Annotated in this window: 18 protein-coding genes and 1 riboswitch; of the genes, 6 read left to right on the forward strand and 12 right to left on the reverse strand. The window is 65.1% G+C overall.

The features are described from left to right. The 3 genes from BH95_RS29460 to BH95_RS08630 all read left to right on the forward strand — a co-directional run. Positions 1-417 (forward strand): aldehyde dehydrogenase family protein (locus BH95_RS29460; RefSeq protein WP_244164858.1); only part of this gene is annotated, 417 nt, incomplete at its 5' end. Between the two features lie 124 nt (positions 418-541). Continuing rightward, a complete protein-coding gene (locus tag BH95_RS08625; RefSeq protein ID WP_019667975.1) occupies positions 542-1,000 on the forward strand; it encodes a MepB family protein in 459 nt (152 codons plus the stop codon). Positions 1,001-1,065: 65 nt separating this feature from the next. After that, complete coding sequence (locus tag BH95_RS08630) at positions 1,066-2,361, forward strand: D-alanyl-D-alanine carboxypeptidase family protein (protein WP_019667976.1); 1,296 nt, start codon at positions 1,066-1,068, stop codon at positions 2,359-2,361. Positions 2,362-2,363: 2 nt separating this feature from the next. Here BH95_RS08630 and yhjD read toward each other — a convergent pair whose 3' ends face one another. From yhjD to BH95_RS08675, 9 genes are all read right to left on the reverse strand, one after another. Continuing rightward, positions 2,364-3,389: an inner membrane protein YhjD gene (gene yhjD, locus BH95_RS08635; RefSeq protein ID WP_019667977.1), complete on the reverse strand. Its 1,026-nt coding sequence runs from the start codon at positions 3,387-3,389 to the stop codon at positions 2,364-2,366. Between the two features lie 57 nt (positions 3,390-3,446). Continuing rightward, entirely contained in the window at positions 3,447-4,487 is a 1,041-nt protein-coding gene (trpS, locus tag BH95_RS08640; protein WP_019667978.1) for a tryptophan--tRNA ligase, read from the reverse strand. A gap of 45 nt (positions 4,488-4,532) precedes the next feature. Then, the gene (locus BH95_RS08645) at positions 4,533-5,339 is read right to left on the reverse strand and encodes an exodeoxyribonuclease III (RefSeq protein WP_080737990.1); all 807 of its coding nucleotides are present in this window, start codon (positions 5,337-5,339) and stop codon (positions 4,533-4,535) included. A gap of 39 nt (positions 5,340-5,378) precedes the next feature. Then, positions 5,379-6,326 carry a membrane protein insertase YidC gene (gene yidC, locus BH95_RS08650; protein WP_037181933.1) on the reverse strand — a complete coding sequence of 316 codons (948 nt, stop codon included), beginning with the start codon at positions 6,324-6,326 and terminating at the stop codon, positions 5,379-5,381. Positions 6,327-6,525: 199 nt separating this feature from the next. Then, positions 6,526-6,795 (reverse strand): DUF6412 domain-containing protein, encoded by a 270-nt coding sequence (locus BH95_RS08655; protein WP_020113406.1) that lies wholly within the window; start codon positions 6,793-6,795, stop codon positions 6,526-6,528. Positions 6,796-6,868: 73 nt separating this feature from the next. Then, complete coding sequence (locus BH95_RS08660) at positions 6,869-7,159, reverse strand: DUF6412 domain-containing protein (protein WP_244164860.1); 291 nt, start codon at positions 7,157-7,159, stop codon at positions 6,869-6,871. A 56-nt stretch (positions 7,160-7,215) separates the two neighbouring features. Further along, positions 7,216-8,715: a DUF4153 domain-containing protein gene (locus BH95_RS08665; protein ID WP_244164862.1), complete on the reverse strand. Its 1,500-nt coding sequence runs from the start codon at positions 8,713-8,715 to the stop codon at positions 7,216-7,218. 100 nt (positions 8,716-8,815) lie between these two features. After that, the gene (locus tag BH95_RS08670; protein WP_027499116.1) at positions 8,816-9,802 is read right to left on the reverse strand and encodes a sensor histidine kinase; all 987 of its coding nucleotides are present in this window, start codon (positions 9,800-9,802) and stop codon (positions 8,816-8,818) included. Beyond that, the gene (locus tag BH95_RS08675; protein WP_037181585.1) at positions 9,799-10,479 is read right to left on the reverse strand and encodes a response regulator transcription factor; all 681 of its coding nucleotides are present in this window, start codon (positions 10,477-10,479) and stop codon (positions 9,799-9,801) included. Before BH95_RS08675 ends, BH95_RS08670 begins: the two co-directional genes overlap by 4 nt. A 189-nt stretch (positions 10,480-10,668) precedes the next feature. Between BH95_RS08675 and BH95_RS08680 the strand changes: the two genes are divergently transcribed. Further along, positions 10,669-11,712 (forward strand): iron-siderophore ABC transporter substrate-binding protein, encoded by a 1,044-nt coding sequence (locus BH95_RS08680; RefSeq protein WP_020113410.1) that lies wholly within the window; start codon positions 10,669-10,671, stop codon positions 11,710-11,712. A gap of 67 nt (positions 11,713-11,779) precedes the next feature. Here the strand turns inward: BH95_RS08680 and BH95_RS08685 are convergent, their stop codons facing one another. Then, on the reverse strand, positions 11,780-12,928 hold the full coding sequence (locus BH95_RS08685; RefSeq protein ID WP_033188525.1) for an MFS transporter: 1,149 nt from the start codon (positions 12,926-12,928) through the stop codon (positions 11,780-11,782). Positions 12,929-13,396: 468 nt separating this feature from the next. Further along, positions 13,397-13,524: riboswitch (SAM riboswitch) on the forward strand. Positions 13,525-13,701: 177 nt separating this feature from the next. On the opposite strand from BH95_RS08685, the gene BH95_RS08690 reads away from it, so the two are divergent. Both BH95_RS08690 and metX read left to right on the forward strand, forming a co-directional pair. Then, positions 13,702-15,039, forward strand: a complete 1,338-nt coding sequence (locus BH95_RS08690; RefSeq protein WP_080733864.1) for a bifunctional o-acetylhomoserine/o-acetylserine sulfhydrylase — start codon at positions 13,702-13,704, stop codon at positions 15,037-15,039. Continuing rightward, positions 15,036-16,184, forward strand: a complete 1,149-nt coding sequence (metX, locus tag BH95_RS08695) for a homoserine O-acetyltransferase MetX (RefSeq protein WP_020113413.1) — start codon at positions 15,036-15,038, stop codon at positions 16,182-16,184. The genes BH95_RS08690 and metX overlap by 4 nt, the downstream gene beginning before the upstream one ends. Before the next feature lie 30 nt (positions 16,185-16,214). Here the strand turns inward: metX and BH95_RS08700 are convergent, their stop codons facing one another. Together BH95_RS08700 and BH95_RS08705 are read right to left on the reverse strand one after the other, a co-directional pair. Next, complete coding sequence (locus BH95_RS08700) at positions 16,215-16,490, reverse strand: DUF3017 domain-containing protein (RefSeq protein ID WP_019667990.1); 276 nt, start codon at positions 16,488-16,490, stop codon at positions 16,215-16,217. A gap of 6 nt (positions 16,491-16,496) precedes the next feature. Further along, positions 16,497-17,357 (reverse strand): bifunctional methylenetetrahydrofolate dehydrogenase/methenyltetrahydrofolate cyclohydrolase, encoded by an 861-nt coding sequence (locus BH95_RS08705; RefSeq protein WP_179275219.1) that lies wholly within the window; start codon positions 17,355-17,357, stop codon positions 16,497-16,499. Positions 17,358-17,373: the final 16 nt, after the last annotated feature.

Here is a 17,373-nt window from a genome sequence, read left to right on the forward strand (position 1 = left end):
AACGGCTTCTGGCTCGGCCCGACGCTCATCGACCATGTCAAAACCGACATGTCCATCTACACCGACGAAATCTTCGGACCCGTGCTCTCCGTCGTCCGCGTCGACACCTACGACCAAGCCCTCGAACTGATCAACAACAACCCCTACGGCAACGGCACCGCCATCTTCACCAACGACGGCGGCGCAGCACGACGCTTCCAGAACGAAGTCGAAGTAGGCATGATCGGCATCAACGTCCCCATCCCCGTCCCCATGGCCTACTACAGCTTCGGCGGCTGGAAAAACTCGCTGTTCGGCGACACCCACGCCCACGGCACCGAAGGAATCCACTTCTTCACCCGCGGCAAAGCCGTCACCTCCCGCTGGCTCGACCCCAGCCACGGCGGCATCAACCTCGGATTCCCCGAAAACAACTAGACCCCACGTGAGTGGAAATGTAGGCCCTGAGTCAGGAGCGGAGCCCGCGGAGCGACCAGAGAGCACCTACATTTCCACTCACGACGTTTTTCGTATCTGCCGTCGATATAGCAAACTGGTACCAGTGAACGCACAACTACAGCAGCTGAAGTCCCTTGTCCTCGATGCGCGAGGAGCCGTACTGGACAATGCTGTCGCCGAAACCGAAGGTTCCGAATACGGAGCTCATCACCTGACGATCGACGGTCTTTCCGTTCACTTCCGCGTTGCTCGGACCACACCCAAGAAGGTCGGCCAGTTCGTGACGTTCTGGAAGCGCGCGACCGGCGATCAGATCGAGCCCTTCGATGTACGTGACGACTTCGATCGTCTGATCGTTGTCACGTGGACGCCGAAATCGTACGGCTACTTCGAGTTCCCCAAGCACGCACTGTCCGAGCACGGCGTGCTCACGGTGGGGACCACCGAGGGCAAGCGCGGTTTTCGGGTCTACCCCGAATGGGACGAACCGAACAACAGGTCCGGCGTGGCCGCGCAGACCTGGCAGCTCAACTACTTCTCCGACCTGTCCGACCAGATCTGACTGCCCATCGACGGTCCGGTGAGTCGTGCCCGCGTCGCTCACACCGAGACCTAAGGTTGTTCGCGATGAAAACGATTTCGCGAACTGCAGCGGCACTGGCCGCAGCTGCGGTCCTGTTCGTGGCAGCCGGCCCGGCTGCTGCGCAGGAACCCGACCCTCCCGCCGGGACTTCGACCCCGTTCTCGACGCCGAACACCGACGACTGCCCGCAGGCGACGTCGCCACCGCCAGCCATCGATCTGTCCGAGGTGCCGAAGCCCGGGGAGAGCGCGCCCACGCCACTCCCGGTTCCCGCCGACGCCGTGGGCGGTGAGCAACTCGGTTACTGCGGCGTGGTGGTGCCGGACGGTGCACCCGCCCTCCCCGAGGACATCTCTGCGACGGGTTGGGTTCTGTCGGATCTGGACTCGGGTGACGTCATCGCCGCGAAGGATCCGCACGGCCGGTACCGCCCGGCAAGCACGATCAAGATCCTGCTGGCGTTGGTCGCCCTCGACGAGCTCGACCTGAACACCACCGTCGTCGCCACAGCCGAGGACGCGAATGCCGAGGGCAGCGCCGTCGGCATCGGCAAGGGCGGCGTGTACAGCAACTTTCAATTGATGCAGGGCCTGGTGATGGCGTCGGGGAACGACGCTGCGCACGCGTTGGCCTCTCAGATGGGCGGCGACGACGCCACTGTCGCCAAGATGAACGCCAAGGCACGGTCTCTGGGCGCGCTCGACACACGCACGGCGACGCCGTCCGGTCTCGACGGTCCTGGAATGTCCAGTTCTGCATACGATCTCGCGTTGTTCTTCCGTGCGGCGATGGAGAACCCCACGTTCGCTCAGTTGATTTCCACCGAGACCGTTCAGTTTCCGGGCTTCCCCAAGGATCCGAACATCCCCGACGACGTCGACCGTCCAGGATTCACCTTGTCGAACGACAATCAGCTTCTGTACAACTACGACGGCGCCGTGGGCGGCAAAACCGGATACACCGACGACGCACGTCAGACGTTCGTCGGAGGCGCCGACAAGAACGGCAGACGCCTCGCAGTCACCATCATGAAGGGCGACGTGCTGCCGATTCGTCCGTGGGAGCAAGCAGCCAGGCTGCTCGACTACGGCTTCGCGCTACCACCGGGCACGAGTGTGGGAACGCTGGTGCCGCCGGAGTCGGTGGGAGGCGTCACCAGCACACGCACGGCCGCGCCGACTCTGGCATCTCCGCCGGACACTCCGAGCACGGCAGGCGAACGGGAGACGTCCCTCGAGGCGGGTGGTGACACTGCGATACGAATCGGCGTCGCCGTCGTCGGCGGGTTGGTGGTGATCGGGCTCCTGCTGTGGGCTCGGCAACTCCACCGGCGTCGCTGAGGTCAGCGTCTCCGGTTCAAGAACCCGAGCCCGACGGCGGCCAGCGCGCCGGCGCCCACGAGCGCAATTCCGCCGCCGAGGGTCGGGCCCTCGTTGACCTCCACCCGCGTGTTGATGACGGCCGGCTCCGGCGGAGGGACGTAGGCCAGCGCCATGCTTTCTCGGGTCGTCGCCGCAAATGCCGTGGCGAACAGGATGAATCGCGATGTCGTGAACACGAACACGAGGAGACCGATGATGGGGCCGAAGACGACTCCGGCGGGACCGTTGGTGACCGACGCGAGATAGATCGCGGCGATCTGCTTGAAGATCTCGAAGCCGACGGCTGCGATCAAGCCGCCCTTGACCGCGCTGCGGAACGGGACGGGCTCTCTCGGCAGCCTCGAGATGACCCACGTCATCACCGCCCAGGTCGCGGCCAGCGCCAACAGCACCGACACGACTCGTAACAGAATCCCGACGCCGGGAGCCTGGTCGAGATTCGCCAGTTCCAGCAGACTGCGCATGACGGATCCGCCGTTCAACGCCGACAGGCCGAGCGAGAGCGCGAGCGCCAACCCGAGGCCGACGAGTGCCGCGAAATCCTTCAGCTTGGTCGCGAGAAAACTTCCCGGCTCGTGTACGAACTCCCACATCGCCGTCAGCGCCTCGCGCAGATTGGCAATCCACCCAAGACCTGCGTAGAGCGCACCGAGCAGACCGATGATGCCGACGCTCGTTCTGGACTCGACGGCGGTGTCGATCAACGAATTGATGGTCTCGCCGAAGCTTCCCGGAACGTTCTGCGCAATCTGGTCACGGATCTGATCGAGCCACTCCGGCTGACCGACCAGGATGAACCCGGCAGCTGCGAACGCGACCATCAGCAACGGGAACAGCGCGAGGACGCTGAAGTAGGTCATGCCCGCCGCGTAGTAGTCGCCCTTCTGAGCCTGGTATCGAGTTGCTGCGCGGACCGTGTGATCGAACCACGGCCATTTGTCACGACGGTCTTGCAGAGTTGCTGCGAAGTCAGGAACGACAATCACCCTCTTGGAGTCGGGCCCTCGCTGTCAGTCCCCCCAGCCTGTCAGAGAAAGCGTCAGTCAGGAGAGCGGAGCCAAGAACCCCACCCGGTCGTACACCTGCGCCAACGTGCGCGACGCTACTTCCCTGGCCCGATCCGCGCCGTCGGCAAGGATGCGGTCCAATTCGGCAACATCGGACATATACCCGTCGACGCTCGCCTTAAGCGGCGTCACGAACTCGGTCAGCACATCGGCCGTGTCGGATTTGAGGTCGCCGTAGCCTTTTCCCTCGTACCCGGACACGAGGTCCTCGATCGACCGGTCCGAGAGGGCGGACTGGATGACGAGCAGGTTGCTGACGCCCGGCTTGTTCTCGGGATCGAACACAATGTCACGATCGTTGTCCGTGACCGCGGATCGGAGTTTCTTCGCCGTCACCTTGGGGTCGTCGAGAAGGTTCACGATGCCAGCCGGGTTGGATCCGGACTTGCTCATCTTTGAGGTCGGCTCCTGCAGATCGAAGATCTTTGCCGTGCCCTTGATGATGTGCGCGTCGGGCACGACGAACGTCTTCTTGAAGCGAGTGTTGAAACGCTGCGCGAGATCACGGGTCAACTCGAGGTGCTGACGCTGATCCTCGCCGACGGGAACGAGATTGGGGCGATACAGCAGAATGTCGGCAGCCTGGAGAACGGGGTAGGTGAACAGCCCGACAGTGGTCTGGTCACGCCCCTGTTTCGCCGACTTGTCCTTGAACTGCGTCATTCGCCCTGCTTCACCGAATCCGGTGATGCAGTTGAGGACCCACGCGAGCTGCGCGTGTTCGGGAACCTGGCTCTGCACGAACAGAGTGGAGCGCTTCGGGTCGATTCCCACCGCCAGCAGCTGCGCCGCGGCGATGCGAGTGCGGTTGCGCAGCGCCTTGGGGTCCTGGGGAACGGTGATGGCGTGCAGGTCCGGGATGAAGTAGAACGCGTCGTAGTCTTCCTGCAACGCCACCCACTGACGCACCGCACCGAGATAGTTGCCGAGGTGGAACGAATCCCCGGTCGGCTGGATCCCGGACAGAACTCGCTGACGCGGGCCCTGTGGTGCGTCGGTGGGCGAAGGAGAAGACATGCTCGTAATCTTTTCACGCCCGAGCAAGGCGATTCTTCTCAGGTGTTACCGGTACCGGACGGTGACGGGCGCGTGATCGGACCACCGTTGGTCGTAGGCCTCGGCACGTTCGGTGACGGCCTCTTTGGCTCGCTCTGCGAGCGACGCCGTTGCCAGCTGGTAGTCGATACGCCAACCCGCGTCGTTGTCGAACGCCTTCCCCCGGTAGGACCACCAGCTGTACGGTCCTTCGACATCCGGGTGCAGAGCGCGCACGACGTCGGTCCACGGCGCCTTCTCCGTCAGCAGAGCGGAGACCCATGCGCGCTCTTCCGGCAGGAATCCGGAGTTCTTCCGATTGGTCTTCCACGCCTTCAGGTCGGCCTCGGTGTGGGCGATGTTCCAGTCTCCGCACACGACCACGTCTCGATCCGCGGACTTCGCTGCTTTCGCGGATGCGGCGAGGTATTTGGCGAACGCCGCCATGAAGCGTTCCTTCTCCTCTTGGCGTTCGGTACCGACCTCGCCGGACGGCAGGTACAGGCTCGCGACGGACACATCACCGAAATCGGCCTCGATGTAGCGTCCGGAATCGGAGAACTCCTTCGCGCCGATGCCGACCCGGATGGCATCGGGCGCCGTGCGGGACAGGATCGCCACACCGTTGCGCCCCTTCGCCGACGGTTCGGCGGAGGCCAGGTGCCAGCCTTCGTCGAGTGCGGGGGCGAGCGCCTTGGTGAGTTCGCCGTCGTTCGCGCGGGTTTCCTGCAGACAGATCACGTCCGCGTCGGTGGTCTCGAGCCACGGCAACATGCCTTTCCTGGCTGCTGCGCGTACTCCGTTTACGTTGACTGTGGACACGGTGATAGTCACGTAGGGCACCGTAGCCGAGACCACCGACAGACCTGGAATCTATCGGCGTCGACGTTTACGGCCTCCGGGCTTGACACCGGGCCGGGGCTTCGACGGCGCGGCCACCGTGGCGTCGGCCTGCGTCGTCCCGTCGTCCGCGTCGCTGACTGCGGCAGCGAGGGAGTCGATGCGTCGGTAGACCACATGCTGCTGAACATAGGTCCAGAGGTTGTTGCTGACCCAGTAGAGCAGCACGGCAATCGGCAGAAATGGACCGCCGAGCAGTACGCCCGCGGGAAACACCCACAGCGCCAGACGGTTCATCAGCGCCGTCTGCGGATTGGCGCGCGCAGCGTCGTCCTGTCGAGCGATCGACGCACGAGAGTTGAAGTGCGTCGCGATGCCGGCCAGCACCATCAGCGGTACCGCCACCATCGCGATGCCGATCACTGTCGGTACACCGCCGAACGGCGCGAACGCCTCCAGTGTCGCCGCCCCGCTGTTCATCGCGGCGGAGATCGGTGCACCGAAAAGCCGTGCTTCCAGGAATGATTGGACGTCTGTTGCGCTGAAGAAGTAGTTCGCGGTGTTCGCGTTCTCCTCCGGCGACATTCCCAGTTGCCCGATACCGGTGCCGGTTCGGTTGAAGGAGCGGAGCACGTGCAACAGCCCGATGAACACCGGGGCTTGCACCAACACGGGTAGGCAGCCGAGCAGCGGATTGAATCCGTGCGCTTTCTGCAGCTTCTGCATCTCGGCGGCCTGCCGCGCGCGGTCACCGATGTACTTCTTCTGCAACGCCTTGATCTCCGGTTGCAGTTTCTTCATCGTGAGCTGGGTCCGCACCTGGCTCACGAAGGGTTTGTAGAGCACGAGCCGGAGGGTGAACACCAGGAACATCACGGACAAAGCCCAGGTGATCCCGTTGTCCGGTCCGAGGACCGAGCCGAACACAGTGTGCCAGACCCAGAGGATTCCGGACACGGGGTAGTAGATGAAATCGAGCATGAGAGCACCTCTTCGAGGGAGTCGGTCGATGAACGTCACGACCGATCCCGGCAAGACTCGCCTACGGGAGTGGAGCCTGCAGGAACGACCCGGGTAGGGGTCGGGAGTGGAGCCTGCAGGAACGACCCGGGTAGGGGACGGGAGTGGAGCCTGCAGGAACGACCCGGGAAGGGGACGGGAGTGGAGCCTGCGGGAACGGTCAGGTCATCGATCCGGGTGCTCTCGGCATGGGGCGCCCGGGGGCATCAGGGCGGTGTTGGCGACGGAATCGTCCACGCAGACGTCGCTCTTCCGCTGGTGGACCCGGCACCCGGGTTCGGTCCAGTCCGACTGTCGCGTCGACCGCACCGAGAGCGGCGAGTGTTGCCGCAGCGATCCCGAGCAGTAGTCCGCCGACCGTCGACGGGTCGTCGAGGACTGCCAGCAGCAGCAGTACGGTGACGACGAGTGAAACGAAGATTGTGCGCACGAGAACTCCCCGGGTGAACGAATTTCTTTCGGCAGAAAGGGTTCGGGGGCAGAGCCGCGGACGCGAGCGTCGCTCAGTGTGCCCCCACCGGTGCGCCCGGGGCTCTGGGCATGGGGCGGCCCGCTTCGTCGGGCCGTTGCTGACGGCGGAACGACCCGCGGCGCCTGCGTTCTTCTCCCCGTGGTCCGTGTGCGACGCCGAACAGGGCGTCGAGCACGATTCGCCTTGCCGCCGACGACGCGAGCGCCACGGCCACTGCGGTGACGACCAGCCCGAAGGCAACTGTGGTCACGGCGGTGTCGGGAAGGGTGGCGAGCATCAGGAGCAGGACGAGGTATGCCGAGATTGCGCTCAGGTATCGCATTGCCGTCCACCCCTTCCGTTCGCTTCGCCGGTGGCCAGCGTATCGCGTCCATCCGATCACGCGCAGTTCGCGCCTCCGGGACCACGCCCGTCGAGTGCTGCAGCTCGATCCTCGGCAAGGTTCCACTCCGTCCACTTCACCGTTGCCGTGACGTCGGAGAGCACGCAACTGCGATAGGGCTCGGGCAGGCGGTCGAGCTCCGGTGCCGCATCCGCCGAGAGGCTTCGGAGATACCGCGTGTCGATCTTGCCGGTGTCCTCGAACCGCTCGACGCTGTGCCGGGCGACGTACGCGTCCGGATTCAGCGCAGCGAGGGAAAGAACCGCGCCGACGACAGCGACCCCGACGGCTCGCGGCAGCCATTTCCCTGTCATACCGATTCCGGCGACCATGACGAGCACGAACACCGCTCCCAGCAGAACCTCGACGACCGTGACGAACAGACGAAGCGTCGTGTACCCGTATTGACGCTCGTACAGGGACATGCGATGCAAGGCCGAGGCCACCACCACGAGGGCGAGGACGCACAGCAAGCCGAGAACAACCCTCAGATACGTCCGCTGGGTACGAGTGCCTCGCGGCGCTGTGCGAACAACGGTGGCCAGTACCAGAAGAGTCAGGGCCGTCACCGCCAGCAACTGCCAGAACCCTTGACGGGCGTACTCGGCGTTGGTGAGGCCGTCCGTCGTGCGCACGTGGCTCTGACCGCCGAACAGTGTTGTCGTCTGAACGGCCACGAACAGGGCGAACACTCCGACGAGAGCCGCGACGGGCACCATCCACTCCCAGAGTGACACCGACGACTTCGACGGCCGCGCGAGCAGATCGAAGTGCGGTCGATTGACCGCCAGATACGCCGCACCCAGTGTCGCTGCGCCGACGAAGGTGAACACGAGGATGCGTGTCACGGTGCCACCGAGATCCCAGTCGGGAGTCGCCGCGTCGACGATCTTCCCGAATGTCGGGTCGGCTGCAGCGAACAGCGCGCCGAACACGATCACCAGCATCACCGTCGATGCGAAGACCGCGGCCAGTCGGCGCGGGTGGGCACGGTCGGTGTCCAGCCGCCGCGCACCGGTGGACGCCCATCTCCACGTGCGGACCGGCAGAAACAGCGGAGCCAAGGCCCCCAGCCCGAGACCTCGCCAGGTCCATGAGCCGGAGAGTACCGCCGCAGCAACGACTATCGACGTCCATGTGCACAGTGCCACCAGCCATTCCGCTGCGCGGACGGTCGCGACCGATCCCAGCAGAAGCACTCCGCTCGCGCCGGCGAGCTGCCACGGGGTGGGCCTTTCCCGCAGTGCGAAGGCGACTGCGGCGACGATGACGGCCGTGGTGATGGAGTATCCGACGCCCTGTCCTCCGAGTACCGATGCCCCCACCGCACCTGCGGACATCGCGGCGATCAAAGCCTTTCGCGGCGCCGATGCGTGGCGGAGCACCGGCCACACTCGCGGGGCCCACGGTGACCATCGACGCAATGACCGGTTGCGTGGCGGAAGCACCGGAGCCGGCCCGGTGGAGGTGGACTTCGGTGTAGTGATTGCGTTCATTTCCTCTACCTCACAGTTGTTCTGGGCAGGACTTGGAGCGACGACACGCCTGTGCGTGCGCCGTGAGTGAAAGTGGTTCTCGTGTGGGACCGGGCAGGGTTCAGTTCTGTGGAAGGCACACCCGGATGTGGCACCCGGGTGATCTGTCCAGGACTTCTATCGTCCCGCCGTGCAGTTCGGTCGCCCACCGGGCGATCGCCAGACCGAGTCCGGTTCCGCCGCCTGTGGCACCACCTCTGGTGAACCGGTCGAAGACCGAAAAACGTTCGGAGGGCGAGATTCCCGGACCGTCGTCGGACACCTCGATCCTGACCCCTTCCGGTGCAGGCATCGCGGACACTGTGACGGCCGAGCCCGGAGGGGAATGCTCGACGGCATTGCTCAGCAGGTTCGTCACGATCTGCTGCACTCGTGACCGGTCGGCGGACATCTGCAGCTGGTGCGGCGTCACCACGACGCGCACACGCCCGTACTCCGACGCCACCGCGCCGAGGAAGTCGTGCACACCGAATCGTTCCGGCCGCAGTGGGAGCACTCCCCCTTCGAGCCGGGACAGATCCAGCAACTCGGTCACCAGGTCACCGAGCTTCTCCGTCTGACGCAGCGCGACGTTCAGCGTGGCAGGATCGGGCTCGGTCACGCCGTCGACCATGTTTTCCAGCACCGCACGAAGTGCCGCGATCGGCGTCTTGAGTTCGTGGGAGACGTTTCCGATGAGCTCACGCCGGTACGTGTCGGCTGCTTCGAGATCAGCGGACATCGTGTTGAAGGCCTCGGCGAGTTGGCCGACCTCGTCACGCGAGCTCGCGCGCACCCGCGTCGTATAGTCCCCTCGTGCCATTGCGCGGGCCGCGGCCGTCATCTCTCGCAGCGGTGAAGTCATACCGTGCGCCACCAATTGCGTTGCTGCGATGGACACCACGAGCGCGGCCAGCAGCGTGTAGCGGAACTGCCAGCTCGCACCGATCCAGAACGTCACGCTTGCCAACAGCAGAACGATCCCCACGATCAGAGCGACCTTGAGTTTGAACGACGTCAGCGAGTCCAGCGGTCGCGGCAACCGGACAAGCGGGATCGGAGCTCTCATCGTGGAGTCTCCAGCGCGTACCCGACGCCGTGAACGGTGCGGATCAGCGTGCCGCCGAGCTTGCGTCGTAACGCTTTCACATGACTGTCCACGGTCCGACTGCTGGCAGAATCCTCCCAACCCCACAGTTCGGCGAGGAGGGTGTCGCGGGCGACCGCAGCGCCGGGTCGAGCCGACAGGAATGCAAGGATGTCGAATTCGGTTCGGGTGAGGTGAATTTCACCGTCGGGTCCGCTCACGCGTCGCGCATCGTGGTCGATTCGAAACGCGCCGAGCGTCATCGCCGCCGTCGCAGTCGATGCCGCGGCGGTGCGTTCGGCGCGACGAAGGAGTGCGTGCACCCGCGCGACGACCTCGCGCATACTGAACGGCTTGGAGAGATAGTCGTCGGCGCCGACGCCGAGTCCGACGAGCATGTCGGTCTCGTCCGACTTCGCGGTCAGCATCAGCACCGGAATCGGACGGTCCGCCTGGATCCGTCGGCACACCTCCAGGCCGTCGAAGCCCGGCAGCATGATGTCGAGAACCACGACGTCCGGCTTCTCGCGGGCACAGACCTCGACCGCCGACGGTCCGTCGTGCGCCGTCACCACGCCGAAACCTTCGCCGCGGAGTCGTGCGGCCAACGCGTCGGAGATCGTGGGTTCGTCGTCGACGACCAGCACTGTGCGGTTCATGATGTCGACCCTAGAGCCCGGACGTGGAGGAGTCCGTCGGGAAATGTGGAGGTTCGGTGAAGATCCGTCGGGCCGCGCGGGCGTCGCGGGACACGGCCTGATTCCGTCACATAAGGGTCGGCTACCCTTACGGATCCGAGCGAGGCCCGACAGAACTCGAGCCACGTCACCCCCTCGAAAGGCACCTTCATGGTCGAATCCACGCGACTGCTTCGGTGGGCCGCCGCCGCGGCAGCTGCCGCGCTCCTGCTGTCCGCATGCTCGAGTTCGTCCGACGACACGGCGAGCACTCCCACCAGCGGCTCCGAGTCGAGCGGGGCGTTTCCGGTGACCGTCGACCACGCCTTCGGCGAGACGACGGTGGAATCGGAACCGCAACGCGTCGTCTCCGTCGGTTACACCGAGCAGGACACCCTCCTCGCACTCGGCGTGATCCCCGTCGGCGTCACCGAATGGTACGGCGAGCAGCCGTACGCCACCTGGCCGTGGGCACAGGACGCGCTCGGCGACGCACAACCGGAGGTGCTCGACATCGCCGACGGCTTTCAGTACGAACGGATCGTCGGGCTCGAGCCCGATCTGATCATCGCGACCAACGCGGGTCTGGATCAGGAATCCTACGACCGGCTCAGCGAGATCGCGCCGACCATTGCACACTCCGGCGAGTACTCCGAGTACTTCGAACCGTGGGATGTTCAAGCTCGCAGCATCGGCGCCGCCGTCGGCAAGAAGGACGACGTCGAGAATCTCATCGCGGGCGTCGACGAGAAGTTCGCAGCCGCGAGGGCCGAGCACCCGGAGTTCGAGGGAACCAAGGCGATCTTCCTGCAGAACGCAATCTACGACGGCGACGCCATCGCCTACCAGAACGGCTTGAGCACGGACTTTCTGACCGATCTCGGGTTCGTCGTGCCGTCGGACATCGATGAATTCGCACCCGCGGACGGCAGCGGCCAGGCATACATTCCGCTCGAGAACCTGTCGGTCCTCGATTCGGCCGACGTGCTGCTCTGGGGCACCGAGAAGCCCGAAGATCGCACCGCACTCGAGCAGGAGCGGGTGTATCGGAACCTCGAGCGGGTGAAAGAGAACAAGCTCGTGTTCACCGATGGCGTCACAGCAGGCGCGATCTACTTCACCAGCGTCCTGAGCTTGCCGTACGTGATCGACAAGTTGGTCCCGGCGTTCGCCGGCACGCTCGCCGGGGGCGGCGCAGCCACCACCACGAGTTGACCGACCTCGGCCTGGATCTCTCGGACGCACACCGAGCGGTGCGCACCGAAAGATCCAGGCGAGTCGATCAAGCAGCGCGGGCGTCGGTCCGTCGCTGCATCCACATCGCGATGGACAGGACGACGAGGCCTGCGACGGCAAGGATGGCACCTGCAGCCGCGGGTGCCGTGTACCCGAAGCCGGCGGCGATGACGGCACCACCGAGCGCGGCACCGATTGCATTGGCGAGGTTGAACGCCGCGTGATTGAGCGACGCCGCCAGTGTCTGAGCGTCCTCGGCGACGTCCATCAACCGGGTCTGCAGTCCGGGGATCACCGACGAGCCCGACGCGCCGATCAGGAACACCAGGATCAGCGCGCTGATCGGGTTGTGTGCGGCCAGAACGAACGCAGCCAGGAACACAGCCATCGATGCCAGCCCGAAGAACGTTCCCTTCAGCTTGAAGCGGTCCGCGAGCCATCCGCCGAAGTAGTTGCCGGCAACCATGCCGAGGCCGTAGATCATCAGCGCGACCGGCACCAGAGTGCGTGCCAGTCCCGCGACATCGGTCAGCGTCGACGAGATATAGGTGTACACGGCGAACATGCCACCGAAGCCGACCATGCCGACGAACAGCGTCATCCACACCTGGCTGCGGCGAAGTGCACCGAGCTCCGTGATCGGATTGGTGGTCGGCATGCCGTCGAGACGAGGCATCCACATGATCAAGGCGGTGACGGTGAGTGCACCGATCACCCCGACGACGGCGAACGCACTGCGCCAGCCGAGAAGTTGCCCGAGCCAGGTAGCTGCGGGGACACCGACGACGTTGGCTATCGAGAGCCCCATCATGACCATCGCAACAGCTTTGGCGCGCTTGCCCGGCTCGGCGAGATGCGCCGCGACGAGCGCCGCGATACCGAAGTACGCACCGTGAGGCAAGCCCGCGACGAACCTGGACGCGACCAATTCGTTGAAACTGGGAGCGAACACGGTACCGAGGTTGCCGAGAGTGAACGCCACCATCAGAGCGATCAACAGTGCTCGACGCGGTACACGCGCGGCCAGCGTCGCGATCGCGGGCGCACCGACGACGACGCCGAGGGCGTACGCCGAGATCATGTGACCGGCCGAGGGCTCGGAGATACCCATGCTCGACGCCACGTCGGGAAGCAGACCCATCGACGCGAACTCGGTGGTCCCGATACCGAACCCACCGATCGACAGGGCGAACATCGCGAACCGTCTCCGCGTGGAGTGCGGACGGTTACTGGTACTCAGGCCGCTCGACACCTTCGAACGCACGGCGCCGACATTCCTGGCGAGGGCGGAATCGGTGACAGACACGGCACAACGACCTTTCGGGGTTTCGGGGTTTCGGGATCGATCAAGAAGAAAAAGGACGGACTGGATCGGCAACGTCCCAGGCGTCAATTGTCATCCCCGGCACAAGCGATTTTCGAATCCTCCGGCGGTGATAGTGCTCACGCCGCCGTCCAACGGTCGATCCGCAGGCCCCACTACTACCTTTATAGTGCTCATTCCGCAGGCTCCACTCCCGGCCTTCATCGTGCTCGTTCCGCAGGCTCCACTCCCGGCCTTCATCGTGCTCGTTCCGCAGGCTCCACTCCCGGCCGTCGGCGCGCGTGTTGTGGCCGGACTGCTTGTTTCCCGAAGTCGATCGCACCGCTAGGATTCACGCCAGGTCATGAGTGCCAGCATCGAGCCCCGGCTTGCTGGCCGGCAACCCTCCAACCGCGGTGGGGTGCCCCGGGTGAGAAGACCTGGTTAGTCGGCTGCGCACACGCGTTGCCGTCGAGCAAGCGCGGGCCCGCCACGGTGATGTCACATGATGTCGGTGGGCCCACTGACCGGGAGTTGTCCGACACGTCGGCGGCCCCAGGAAGAGGTTGATCATGTGTTGTTGTACCGATACGCCCCGCCCCGGCTTTCCGGACGAGAGCCGATTCGAAACCTGATCATCCTTCGAAGACGGAGTTATCACTCACATGACCGACAACACCCCTGACGTCGTGGACGCAACCGGCGCCCCCATCGAAGACCCCACTGCTTCGTGGGCTTTCGAGACCAAGCAGATTCACACGGGTCAGACTCCGGACGGCGCGACCAACGCGCGCGCTCTGCCCATCTACCAGACCACGTCGTACACGTTCGACAACACCGATCACGCCGCCGCACTGTTCGGGCTGGCAGAACCGGGCAACATCTACACCCGCATCATCAACCCCACCCAGGACGTGGTCGAGCAGCGCATCGCTGCTCTCGAGGGCGGCGTCGCCGCGCTGCTCCTGGCGTCCGGGCAGGCCGCCGAGACGTTCGCGATCCTCAACCTCGCGGAAGCGGGCGATCACATCGTCTCCAGCCCTCGTCTGTACGGCGGAACGTACAACCTGTTTCACTACACGCTTCCGAAGTTCGGTGTGCAGGTCACGTTCGTCGAGGATCCGGACGATCTCGAGCAGTGGCGCGCAGCCATCACCCCGAACACCAAAGCGTTCTACGGCGAGACCATCTCCAACCCGAAGAACGACATTCTCGACATCCCCGGTATCTCCGCCGTGGCGCACGAGAACGGGATTCCGCTCATAGTCGACAACACCGTCGCGACTCCGTATCTCATCCAGCCGCTGAAGCACGGCGCGGACATCGTCGTGCATTCGGCGACGAAGTACCTCGGCGGGCACGGCACCGCCATCGCGGGCGTCATCGTCGACGGTGGCACCTTCGATTGGACGCAGGGGCGCCACACCAACTTCACGACGGCCGATCCCAGCTATCACGGCGTCGTGTTCGCGGACCTCGGTGCTCCGGCGTTCGCGCTCAAGGCCCGCGTCCAGTTGCTGCGTGATGTCGGCGCGGCCGTGTCTCCGTTCAACGCGTTCCTCATCAGCCAGGGGCTCGAGACGTTGAGTCTGCGCATCGAACGTCACGTCGAGAACGCACAGAAGGTGGCGGCGTTCCTCGAGGCGCGGGACGAGGTGGAGTCCATCAACTACGCGGGTCTGAAGTCCTCGCCGTGGTACGGCCGCGGCCAGGAACTTGCACCGAAGGGCCAGGGCGCCATCATCGCGTTCGAGCTGAAGGGCGGCGTCGACGCCGGCAAGAAGTTCGTCAACGCGCTGAGCCTTCACAGCCATGTGGCTAACATCGGTGATGTGCGTTCACTCGTCATTCACCCCGCCTCGACCACACATTCGCAGTTGACGCCGGAGGAGCAGCTGGCCTCGGGCGTCACTCCGGGCCTGGTCAGGCTCGCTGTGGGTATCGAAGGGATCGACGATATTCTCGCCGATCTCGAAACCGGATTCGCAGCGGCGGCGTCTTGACCATCGGCTCTGTGCACGACGTCCGTCCGGCTGCGGGATTCCCGCCGCCGGACGGACGGCTCGGCAGTATCGACATCGGCCGGCTCGACCTCGAGAGCGGTGCCTCGCTACCCCAGGTGACCGTTGCGGTGCAGCGCTGGGGAGAGCTCGCACCCGGACGTGACAACGTGGTTCTCGTCGAGCACGCCCTCACCGGCGATTCGCACGTCAGCGGACCCGCCGACGCGGATCACGCGTTGCCCGGCTGGTGGAACGGGATGGTCGGACCCGGCGCACCGATAGACACCGACGAGTGGTGCGTCGTCGCATCGAACGTCCTCGGTGGCTGCGGTGGAACGACGGGTCCCAGCTCGCTCGCCGAGGACGGTAAGCCGTACGGCAGCCGATTCCCCGGCATCTCCATTCGCGACCAGGTTGCGGCCGAGGTCGCGCTCGCGGACGCGCTCGGCATCCACCGCTTCGCTGCTGTCGTCGGCGGTTCCATGGGCGGCATGCGCACACTGGAGTGGATCGTCGGCCATCCCGAGCGTGTCGGCGCCGCCCTCGTACTCGCCGTCGGCGCCCGCGCCACTGCGGATCAGATCGGTACGCAGACCACTCAGATCGAAGCGATCGCGTCGGATCCGGACTGGCAGGGCGGTGATTACCACGGCACGGCTCGATCCCCTCGCGCTGGACTGAAGATCGCTCGTCGCATCGCGCACCTGACCTATCGCACCGAGAGCGAGCTCGACCTCCGGTTCGAGAACAACCCCCAGGGCGACGAGAACCCGTGGAACGGTGGCCGATACGCCGTCGACAGCTACCTTCAGCACCAGGCCAACAAGTTGGCCGACAGGTTCGACGCAAGCACGTACGTATTACTGAGCGAGGCGATGAACCGGCACGACATCGGTCGGGGACGCGGTGGCGTCGACGAAGCCCTGGCGCGCGCGACGGTGCCGACCATCGTCGGCGGTGTGGATTCCGACCGGTTGTATCCGCTGCGTCAGCAGAAGGAGATCGCGCGCGGTCTACCCGAGTGCCGTGGACTCGAAGTCATTCAGTCCAGAGACGGTCACGACGGCTTTCTCACCGAAGCCGGGTCCGTCGCAAAGCTGCTCGGCGAGACGATGCAGCACGCACGCGCTGCTCGCCACGTCTGAACTCAGGAGTCGACCGACTCGGTGCGGCGCTCAGTCCGTACCGAGTGGGTCGATCGAGGACGACAGAAAGACGATGGCGCCGCCCACCAGCGCGAGGGCGGACACGTCGAAGCCACGGCTTCGTACCGCGAGCAGCCCCACGCGGTTTTCGGGAACACACAGCCGGAAACCCGCCGCGAGAAGAGTGGCCACGCCCAGCACGAACGATCCGCGGCGCCACCGGTCCGCGAGGACGAGCACGAGCGCGGCCGCGAGGACGACCATCACGGCCAGTAGTGGCAGGTTCTTGCGGATCTGAGCGCCCATGCGACGTCAGACCGTCGCCGGGAGGTCTCGCTCGGCACGTTCGACGACGTTGGACAGCAGGAAGGCGCGAGTGAGCGGTCCCACGCCCCCGGGATTGGGTGAGACGAATCCCGCGACGTCCGCGACGCCTGCAGCGACGTCGCCGCGCAGACCGTCCTCGGTCCTGCTGACGCCGACGTCGAGGACCGCAGCACCCGGCTTGACCATGTCGGCGGTGATGATGCCCGGCACACCGGCGGCCGCGATGACGATGTCGGCGCGAGACACCTCGGCCGCAAGATCACGGGTTCCGGTGTGGCACAGCGTCACTGTCGCGTTCTCCGACCTGCGAGTCAGCAGGAGTCCGATCGGGCGGCCCACCGTCACACCGCGACCGACGACGACGGCGTGAGCGCCGTCGATCCGTACGTCGTACCGACGCAGCAGATGCACGATTCCGCGCGGTGTGCACGGCAGCGCAGCGTCCTTGCCCAGCACCAGACGCCCGAGGTTGATCGGGTGCAGGCCGTCGGCATCCTTGTCCGGGTCGATGCGTTCGAGCGCCGCGTTCTCGTCGAGATGCTTCGGCAACGGAAGTTGGACGATGTATCCGGTGCACGCCGGATTGGCATTGAGTTCGTCGATGACGGCTTCGAGATCCGCCTGGGTGATGTCGGCGGGGAGATCGCGTCGAATCGATGTGATCCCGACCTTCGCGCAGTCGTTGTGCTTGCCCCGCACGTAGGCGGCCGAACCCGGGTCGTCGCCGACGAGAACCGTCGCGAGGCCGGGAACGATACCGTTCTCTCGCAGGGTCCGAACCCGCTCGGTGAGATCGACGAAAATCTCGTCGCGGGTCGTCTTGCCGTCCAGAATCGTTGCAGTCACGACCCACATTGTTCCA

The sequence above is a fragment of the Rhodococcoides fascians A44A genome, from assembly GCF_000760735.1.
GTDB classification, from domain to species: domain Bacteria; phylum Actinomycetota; class Actinomycetes; order Mycobacteriales; family Mycobacteriaceae; genus Rhodococcoides; species Rhodococcoides fascians_E.

What these genes read in the sequence shown, in the direction of transcription:
- BH95_RS08630 (WP_019667976.1), top strand. Translation starts at nt 1,066, where the DNA reads ATGAAAACGATTTCGCGAACTGCAGCGGCACTGGCCGCAGCTGCGGTC.
- trpS (WP_019667978.1), bottom strand. Translation starts at nt 4,487, where the DNA reads ATGTCTTCTCCTTCGCCCACCGACGCACCACAGGGCCCGCGTCAGCGA.
- yidC (WP_037181933.1), bottom strand. Translation starts at nt 6,326, where the DNA reads ATGCTCGATTTCATCTACTACCCCGTGTCCGGAATCCTCTGGGTCTGG.
- BH95_RS08660 (WP_244164860.1), bottom strand. Translation starts at nt 7,159, where the DNA reads ATGCGATACCTGAGCGCAATCTCGGCATACCTCGTCCTGCTCCTGATG.
- BH95_RS08665 (WP_244164862.1), bottom strand. Translation starts at nt 8,715, where the DNA reads ATGAACGCAATCACTACACCGAAGTCCACCTCCACCGGGCCGGCTCCG.
- BH95_RS08670 (WP_027499116.1), bottom strand. Translation starts at nt 9,802, where the DNA reads ATGAGAGCTCCGATCCCGCTTGTCCGGTTGCCGCGACCGCTGGACTCG.
- BH95_RS08675 (WP_037181585.1), bottom strand. Translation starts at nt 10,479, where the DNA reads ATGAACCGCACAGTGCTGGTCGTCGACGACGAACCCACGATCTCCGAC.
- BH95_RS08680 (WP_020113410.1), top strand. Translation starts at nt 10,669, where the DNA reads ATGGTCGAATCCACGCGACTGCTTCGGTGGGCCGCCGCCGCGGCAGCT.
- BH95_RS08685 (WP_033188525.1), bottom strand. Translation starts at nt 12,928, where the DNA reads ATGTTCGCCCTGTCGATCGGTGGGTTCGGTATCGGGACCACCGAGTTC.
- BH95_RS08690 (WP_080733864.1), top strand. Translation starts at nt 13,702, where the DNA reads ATGACCGACAACACCCCTGACGTCGTGGACGCAACCGGCGCCCCCATC.
- BH95_RS08700 (WP_019667990.1), bottom strand. Translation starts at nt 16,490, where the DNA reads ATGGGCGCTCAGATCCGCAAGAACCTGCCACTACTGGCCGTGATGGTC.